Origin of the sequence: Desulfolutivibrio sp. (assembly GCF_036584575.1) — a bacterium.
Lineage (GTDB): Bacteria > Desulfobacterota > Desulfovibrionia > Desulfovibrionales > Desulfovibrionaceae > Desulfolutivibrio.
On sequence record NZ_JAZHDB010000029.1, the window covers coordinates 1 to 7,332 of the forward strand.

Here is a 7,332-nt window from a genome sequence, read left to right on the forward strand (position 1 = left end):
GGGTCCGGGGGAAATGATTTCCCCCGGGCGGGGTTCGGGGCGGCAGCCCCGACGCCAAATCGTCACCATCGCGACACGTCATAGCAACCCGGGCGCGGCAACATCAGGCACTTTATCGGGAGTTCTCGGGAGGCCTGGACATGCGGACCCTGGCGGTCATCAACCAGAAAGGCGGGGTGGGCAAGACCACCACGGCCCACAACCTCGGCGCGGGGCTGGCCCGCCTGGGGATGCGGGTGCTTCTGGTCGACGCCGACCCACAGGCCCACCTGACCACGGCCATGGGCTGCGACGCGCCCGCCCAAAAGGGCGGCGGCCTGTTCGGGGCCCTGACCGGCGAGGCCGCGCCGCAGGATGTCGTCCGCGCCGGATTCGGCCCGGACCTTGTGCCGGGGTCTCTGGCCCTGGCCGGGATCGAGTCGCGCCTGTCCGGCACGCCCGGTCGCGAGGGCCTGCTGCGCCGGGTTCTGGAAAAGCTGCCCGGCTATGATGTCGCAGTCATCGACTGCCCGCCCAATCTGGGCCTTCTGACGGTGTGCGCCCTGGGCGCGGCCACCGAGGCCCTGGCGCCCATGCAGGCCGAATTCCTGGCCCTTACGGGTCTGGCCGCCCTGCTCGACACCCTGCGCGCGGTGCGCTCCCGCATCAACCCGGATCTGGCCTTGGCGGGCATCCTGCTCACCCGCTTCGACACAAGGCGTCGGCTCAGCCGGGAGGTGGCCGCGCGCCTGGACGAACATTTCCCCGGGCTGGCCTATGCCGCCCGCATCCGTGAAAACGTGGCCCTGGCCGAGGCCCCGGGGTTTGGCCAGGACATTTTCACCTACGCCCCGAACAGCCGGGGCGCCGCGGATTATGCGGCCCTGGCCGCCGAGGCGGCCGAGCGGGCCGCCAGGCCCATCCCCTGACCTCCGGACACTCCGGTTGCCGGACAACCCGTTTTGCAAGGCGGCACGACCATGACCAGACCCCTTCGACTGGGAAAAGACCCCCTGGGCCGGTTGGAATCCACGGCGGACGAGCCTCGTTCGGCCTCAGGCTCCGGCGGCGGCGCCCTGGACCGCATCCTGGCCGACCCCGGGGACTCGCCAGCGGCCACCGGGCCGCAACGTCTGTCCCAGGCCGGATCGGCCGGGCGCGAATCGGACGCCGTGGCCCGGACCCTCGAATTTCTGCGCGACATGATCGACGGTTCGGAGACGGCCCTGCCCTGCCCGCCCTGCATCACGGTGGACACGGAAAGCGACCTGACTGATCTGCCCATGCGGCAGGCCTATCTTCTGGGCCACTCCCTGCGGCTCATCCTGGAGATGGGCAAGGATGCGCCGCGATCCGGCCCGGCCGCCGCCCCCCTGCGCATCCATCTCCACAGCCGCCTGTCCGGCCGCCTGGAGCTGTCCGTGACCGACGGCGGCGACTTTTTCCCCGGCAGCCTGAGCCTTTTCGAGGGACCGCATCCTGATGTCCGGGAACTGGCGGACTTCGTGTCCCGCCGGGGCGGGTCCGTGCTGGTGACCCGGGGTCAGGCCACCCAGGTGTCCGTGGTGGTCTGGGGCCGACAGGCGGCCACGTCCCCGATCTGCGCCGCCGAATGAATTCATCAACAACCCGGCCTCGTCCCGGAAACGAAACGGAGGAAATCCATGGCTAAAAACAAGGTGAAGATGGAAGGCATGCTGGAATTGCGCGAGGTGGTGGCCCGACTTGAGGATGTGGTGTCCAATCTCAAGGCCGGAAGTATCTGCATGACCGTTGGTGAGGACTGCGTGACGCTTCGTCCGACGAGCATCGTGTCCATATCCATGAAGGCGTCTCAGAAAAAGGATAAGGAAAAGTTCACGCTGGAACTGTCCTGGAAGACCGGAAGGGATGCGGAACTGGCGCCAGAAGCCCGCATCACCGGGGCCGGATTCGCCGACTAACCAGCCGCCTCCCGCGTGAAAAAAAGAACGCGCCTCCGAACAGGTTGTCCGGGGGCGCGTTTTCCGTCGTTACAAAAGCGGACTACAGCCTGCCCGTTTCCCGCAGGGCCCGCAAGCCCTTGGAGGAGACGATATAGCCCTTGGCCTTGCGCCCCTCGCCCCACTTGATGCGAACCCGCAGCAGGTACCCCCGGGCGAACAGGTCGGCCACATCGTCTTGATCGTAAAAACGGGCCTTTTTTTCAGGCATGATCCCTCGGTAGCGGGAGGTCTTGGACAGATGGTAGGTGTCGCCCAAAACATCCAGGTGCTCGGGTTCGAGACCGACCGAATCGTTGCCCGGGCTGCGCCCGCCCAGCAGCATGCGGCGTCCCGCATCGGTCAGGCGCAACCCCTTGAGCCCTTTGCCGCAGGAAAAGGTCAGCTTGATCCATTCCAGAAAATCGGCATGCACCAACTCCTTGATGTCGCGCTCGTCATACAAAAACGTGTGCCTGCGGGGCATGGCCCCCTGATAACGCTCCACGGCCGAAAACTCGGCGACGGCCTTGACGATGCCGTGTTGCGCGCTTGAAAGCTCCATCTCCTTGCCTCCTGGCCCAAGGCCTGTCACAGACGGTCTGCGGGCGTGCCCTGCCGCGCCCGGGCGGCAAAAAAGGACGGAAAGGGCTGTCGGTGTCCTTTTCATCTTTACAATTGTCATGTTTTTGGTATGGAATCAACCTGTTAGACGTTTGTGAAGAAAAGGACATTGCATGACGGTTTCAAACGCCCTCCTCGCCCAAAAAAAGGATGATATTCTGGACCGTTGGTTTGACCTGACGCTGGCCACCTACGCGCCTGAAACAGCGGTTTTGTGGAAAAAGCAGAAGGATCGCTTCGCCAATCCCGTGGCCTATCGCTTCAAGATCGGCATGGAAGGCGTTCTCAACGAACTGGTCAACACCTCGGAAACCCCGACGGCGGCCGTGTTCGAGCCGCACCTGGACGAAATCGTACGGGTGCGGGCCGTGCAGGACTTCACTCCGGCCCAGGCCGTGGCCTTCATTTATCTGCTCAAGCAGGCCGCCCGCGATGTGCTGTGGGAGGAGGTCAGCCAAAACGGGCGCTTCACCGAGCTCTTTGAGTTGGAATCACGCATTGACGTGCTGGCGCTCATCTGCCTTGACATCTATTGCAAATGCCGGGAAAAGCTCTTCCAACTCAGAATCAATCAAATCAACACCCAATATTCCAGGCTGCTCAAGCGGGCGGGGCTCGTTTGCGAGATTGATCCGGAGACCCCGGAAAGCTGAATTCGTTGTCGGTGAAACTTTTAACGAGGTGAGGGTCCATGGCAGCGTTCTACTCCTTCTTCGTCGTTCTGGCACTTGTCGTGCTCGCCTGGGCGGGAGCCGGTGAGGCCGGGTGGAAGGGTCTTTTTGGGATTTACATCCCATATCTGGCCCTTTTGGTCTTCCTGTTCGGATTTTTATCGAAAATCCTGGGCTGGGCCAAAACCCCCGTGCCTTTCTGCATTCCGACCACCGGCGGGCAGCAGAAGTCCCTTCCATGGATCAAAAACAATCCGTGGGACAACCCGTACAACGCCAGCGGCACGGTCATCCGGATGGCCCTGGAAGTGCTGACCTTCCGGTCGCTGTTTCGCAACACGTCCGTCCAACTGCAGCAGGATGGCCCCAAGGTTGGATACAACTCCGCGAAATGGTTGTGGCTTTTCGCGCTGATGTTCCACTATTCCTTCCTGCTCATCGTGCTTCGCCATCTGCGCCTGTTCACCAACCCGGTGCCCATGCCCATCCTGAAGCTGGAATTTTTCGACAGCATCCTGCAGATCGGGGTTCCGGTCCTGTACCAGTCCGACATGATCTTCGTCGTGGCCATCCTGTTTCTGTTCCTGCGCCGGGTGTTCGACTGTAAGGTCAATTACATCTCAATCATGTCCGACTATTTTCCACTGTTCCTGATCCTGGCCATCGCCCTGTCCGGCATCTGGATGCGCTACATCGCCAAGGTTGACGTCATCGCCGTCAAGGAACTGACCATGGGCCTGGTGACCTTCCATCCGGTCATCCCCAAGGATCCCATCGACATCTCCTTTTTTGTCCACATCTTTTTGGTGAGCGTGCTTTTCATGTACTTCCCGTTCTCCAAGCTCATGCATATGGGCGGCGTGTTCTTAAGCCCCACGCGCAACATGCCCAACTTCAGCCGCCGCCAGATGTGGGTCAATCCCTGGAACGACCCGGCCATCAAGGCGCACTCCTATGCGGCCTACGAGGACGATTTCCGCGAGAAGATGATCGAGGCCGGACTGCCCGTGGACAAGAAGGCGTAAGCGCCCAAACCCCATATTTATCCCTTGGTGAAAAGGAGCGATCATGGCCAAGTATCCGCCACCTGAAGAGTTGATCAAGATCAACTACAGCACGCCGCCCACATCCTGGATGGACGTGCCGCCGAAGTTCAAACCGGGCAATTTCAGCTATCCGGCCAAACCGGACATCCTCAAGTACTTAAACTTCCCCAATCCCCGGGTCTGGTCGCCCATGGACGACGACTGGAAGCTGCCCGAGAACTGGAAGGAAATCATCACCGAGGGCTTCCGCGAGCGTCTGGACAAGTACCGCTCGTTCAAAATCTTCATGGACGTCTGCGTGCGTTGCGGGGCCTGCGCCGACAAGTGCCACTTCTTCATCGGCGGCGGCGACCCCAAGAACATGCCGGTTTTGCGCGCCGAGCTTCTGCGTTCCATTTATCGCGGCGACTTCACCATGGCCGGGAAGGTCCTGGGGCGGCTGGCCGGGGCCCGCAAGCTTGAGGTCGACGTGGTCAAGGAATGGTTTTTGTACTTCTACCAGTGTACGGAATGCCGCCGTTGTTCGCTTTTCTGCCCCTACGGCATCGACACCGCCGAAATCACCATGATGGCCCGGGAGCTTCTGCATCTGGTTGGCTGCAACATCAACTGGATCATGGAACCCGTGGCCAACTGCAACCGCACCGGCAACCACCTGGGCATCCAGCCCCACGCCTTCAAGGACATGGTGGAGTTTTTGTGCGAAGACATCGAAACGGTCACCGGCGTGCACATCGATCCGCCGCTGAACCGCAAAGGGGCCGAGATCCTGTTCATCACCCCCTCGGGCGACATCTTCGCCGACCCGGGCATCTACACCTTCATGGGGTACCTGATCCTGTTCCACTACCTGGATCTCGACTACACCTGGAGCACCTACGCCTCTGAGGGCGGCAACTTCGGGCTTTTCACATCCGACAAGATGATGAAAAAGCTCAACGGCAAGATGTACCACGAGGCCGAGCGCCTGGGCGTCAAATGGATTCTGGGCGGCGAGTGCGGCCACATGTGGCGGGTCATCAACCAGTACATGCTGACCATGAACGGCCCGGCCAACTTCCTGCAAACACCGGTTTCCCCCATCACCGGCACCAGGTTCGACGCCGCGGCCGGAACCAAGATGCTGCACATCACGGAATTCACCGCCGACCTCATCAAAAACAACAAGCTCAAGCTTGACCCGAGCCGCAACGCCAACTTCAAGGTCACCTTCCACGACTCCTGCAACACCGCTCGCGGCATGGGCATCCTGGAAGAACCCCGCTACATCCTGAAAAACGTGGTCCCGGAATTCTACGAGATGCCCGACAACACCATCCGCGAGCAGACCTTCTGCTGCGGCGGCGGCGCGGGCTTAAACAACGAGGAATTCCTGGAAACACGGCTTCGCGGCGGCCTGCCCCGGGGCAACGCGGTCAAATACGTCCGCGACACCCACGGCGTGAACACCCTGGCCTGCATGTGCGCCATCGACCGGGCCACCCTGCCGCCCCTTTGCGACTACTGGGCGCCGGGAGTCAGCGTGTGCGGCATCCATGAATTGGTGTCCAACGCCCTGATCCTCGACGGAGAAAAACCGCGGACCATGGACCTGCGCCAGAACCCGCTCCCCGGCTTCGAGGATGAGGAGGAGGAGGAATAGCCATGTACCAGGCCAAATACATCATCCCCGGACTGATCGTCTTCGCGGCGCTGGTGCTTTTCCCGTTCGTCTTCAACGCGGGCAGCGCTCCTTTCGAGGTCAAACTGGAACTCCCCAAAAACGCCTCGGAGTGCATCGAGGCCAAAGAGGTCATGCGCGCCCGGCACATGCAGATCCTCGACGAGTGGCGCGACAAGGTGGTCCGGCAAGGGGTTCACGTCTACGAGAACTCCAAGGGTCAGAAGTTCGACATCAGCCTGACCAACACCTGCATGGAATGCCACACGGACAAGGCCAAGTTCTGCGACCGGTGCCATACCCCCGTAGGCGTGTCGCCCTACTGCTGGGACTGCCACAACCTGTCGCCCAAACAGGCTGGGCCCATTCCCCCGGTTTCCCAGGAAGCCGGCGGTCACTAGGCCCCCCCGCGGGACACAACCTCTGAAAGGGGACCATCAATGAAAAGCAGCAGAAGAAAATTCCTGAAGCTGGCCGCGGTTTCCGCCCTCGGGTTGGGAGCCGGACGGATCGGCTTTCTGGGCGACGCTCCGGCCGGCGCCATGGATATACCCACGGCGGCGGACTACAACGCGCCGATGGAGGCCAAGCATTGGGGCATGGCCATCGACACCACCCGGTTCAACCAGGAGTTGGTGGACGTGTGCGCCACGGCCTGCCACACCCAACACAACGTCCCGACCATCCCCGGCAAAAAGGGGATCAAGTGGTTCTGGGGCGCCAACTTCGAAGAGTCCTTCCCCACCGAGCACGGCCACTATATGCCCGAGGACGTGGAGCACCGCGTCTATCCGCTTTTGTGCAACCAGTGCGAAGAGCCCATGTGCGTGCGGGTGTGCCCCACCCAGGCCACGTTCAAACGGGCCGACGGCATCGTCATGATGGACTTCCACCGCTGCATCGGCTGCCGCTACTGCATGGCGGGCTGTCCGTTCGGGGCCCGGAGCTTCAACTTCCAGGATCCCCGGCCGTTCATCAAGGACTTCAACCCGCTGTTCCCCACCCGCACCCGCGGCGTGGTGGAAAAATGCAACTTCTGCGCGGAGCTTCTGGCCCTGGGCAAGATGCCCGCCTGCGTGGAGGCCTCCGGCGGCGCGCTCATCTTCGGCGACCTGGAAGACCCCGAATCCGACATCCGCAAGGTTTTGCGGGAACGGTTCGCTTTGCGCCGCAAACCGGACGCCGGCACCGGCCCCAGCGTCTACTACTTGATGTGAGGTAAGCCATGATCGAGAAAGCACTTCGAGGCTCTCCGCGCTACTGGGGCCTGATCATCGGCCTTCTGTGCGTCATCGGGCTGGGGGCGGGCTTCTGGATGTTCCAGCTCACCAAGGGCTTGGTGGTCACCGACTTAAGCCGCGACGTGTCCTGGGGCTTTTACATCGCCCAGC

Annotated in this window: 9 protein-coding genes; 8 read left to right on the forward strand and 1 reads right to left on the reverse strand. The window is 61.9% G+C overall.

Annotation, left to right across the window (positions count from 1 at the left end; genetic code table 11):
- Positions 1–140 precede the first annotated feature (140 nt).
- Genes V3572_RS02200 through V3572_RS02210 form a run of 3 tightly spaced genes read left to right on the forward strand, consistent with a single transcriptional unit; the run spans position 141 to position 1,922 of the window.
- Complete coding sequence (locus V3572_RS02200; protein WP_332109334.1) at positions 141–908, forward strand: ParA family protein; 768 nt, start codon at positions 141–143, stop codon at positions 906–908.
- Positions 909–959: 51 nt separating this feature from the next.
- Entirely contained in the window at positions 960–1,595 is a 636-nt protein-coding gene (locus V3572_RS02205) for a hypothetical protein (protein ID WP_332109335.1), read from the forward strand.
- A 48-nt stretch (positions 1,596–1,643) separates the two neighbouring features.
- The gene (locus V3572_RS02210) at positions 1,644–1,922 is read left to right on the forward strand and encodes an amphi-Trp domain-containing protein (protein WP_163303326.1); all 279 of its coding nucleotides are present in this window, start codon (positions 1,644–1,646) and stop codon (positions 1,920–1,922) included.
- Positions 1,923–2,004: 82 nt separating this feature from the next.
- Here V3572_RS02210 and V3572_RS02215 read toward each other — a convergent pair whose 3' ends face one another.
- The gene (locus tag V3572_RS02215; protein ID WP_332109336.1) at positions 2,005–2,505 is read right to left on the reverse strand and encodes a hypothetical protein; all 501 of its coding nucleotides are present in this window, start codon (positions 2,503–2,505) and stop codon (positions 2,005–2,007) included.
- 172 nt (positions 2,506–2,677) lie between these two features.
- Between V3572_RS02215 and V3572_RS02220 the strand changes: the two genes are divergently transcribed.
- The 5 genes from V3572_RS02220 to dsrO are packed head-to-tail and all read left to right on the forward strand — an operon-like array spanning position 2,678 to position 7,158.
- Positions 2,678–3,217: an RsbRD N-terminal domain-containing protein gene (locus V3572_RS02220; protein ID WP_332109337.1), complete on the forward strand. Its 540-nt coding sequence runs from the start codon at positions 2,678–2,680 to the stop codon at positions 3,215–3,217.
- A 38-nt stretch (positions 3,218–3,255) separates the two neighbouring features.
- Complete coding sequence (dsrM, locus tag V3572_RS02225) at positions 3,256–4,260, forward strand: sulfate reduction electron transfer complex DsrMKJOP subunit DsrM (protein ID WP_332109338.1); 1,005 nt, start codon at positions 3,256–3,258, stop codon at positions 4,258–4,260.
- A 43-nt stretch (positions 4,261–4,303) separates the two neighbouring features.
- Positions 4,304–5,923, forward strand: a complete 1,620-nt coding sequence (gene dsrK / locus V3572_RS02230; RefSeq protein ID WP_332109339.1) for a sulfate reduction electron transfer complex DsrMKJOP subunit DsrK — start codon at positions 4,304–4,306, stop codon at positions 5,921–5,923.
- A 2-nt stretch (positions 5,924–5,925) separates the two neighbouring features.
- A complete protein-coding gene (gene dsrJ / locus V3572_RS02235) occupies positions 5,926–6,342 on the forward strand; it encodes a sulfate reduction electron transfer complex DsrMKJOP subunit DsrJ (RefSeq protein WP_163303321.1) in 417 nt (138 codons plus the stop codon).
- A gap of 39 nt (positions 6,343–6,381) precedes the next feature.
- Positions 6,382–7,158, forward strand: coding sequence for a sulfate reduction electron transfer complex DsrMKJOP subunit DsrO (gene dsrO, locus V3572_RS02240; RefSeq protein ID WP_332109340.1), 777 nt, complete (start codon positions 6,382–6,384; stop codon positions 7,156–7,158).
- Positions 7,159–7,332 lie beyond the last annotated feature (174 nt).

What these genes read in the sequence shown, in the direction of transcription:
- V3572_RS02200 (WP_332109334.1), top strand. Translation starts at nt 141, where the DNA reads ATGCGGACCCTGGCGGTCATCAACCAGAAAGGCGGGGTGGGCAAGACC.
- V3572_RS02205 (WP_332109335.1), top strand. Translation starts at nt 960, where the DNA reads ATGACCAGACCCCTTCGACTGGGAAAAGACCCCCTGGGCCGGTTGGAA.
- V3572_RS02210 (WP_163303326.1), top strand. Translation starts at nt 1,644, where the DNA reads ATGGCTAAAAACAAGGTGAAGATGGAAGGCATGCTGGAATTGCGCGAG.
- V3572_RS02215 (WP_332109336.1), bottom strand. Translation starts at nt 2,505, where the DNA reads ATGGAGCTTTCAAGCGCGCAACACGGCATCGTCAAGGCCGTCGCCGAG.
- V3572_RS02220 (WP_332109337.1), top strand. Translation starts at nt 2,678, where the DNA reads ATGACGGTTTCAAACGCCCTCCTCGCCCAAAAAAAGGATGATATTCTG.
- dsrM (WP_332109338.1), top strand. Translation starts at nt 3,256, where the DNA reads ATGGCAGCGTTCTACTCCTTCTTCGTCGTTCTGGCACTTGTCGTGCTC.
- dsrK (WP_332109339.1), top strand. Translation starts at nt 4,304, where the DNA reads ATGGCCAAGTATCCGCCACCTGAAGAGTTGATCAAGATCAACTACAGC.
- dsrJ (WP_163303321.1), top strand. Translation starts at nt 5,926, where the DNA reads ATGTACCAGGCCAAATACATCATCCCCGGACTGATCGTCTTCGCGGCG.
- dsrO (WP_332109340.1), top strand. Translation starts at nt 6,382, where the DNA reads ATGAAAAGCAGCAGAAGAAAATTCCTGAAGCTGGCCGCGGTTTCCGCC.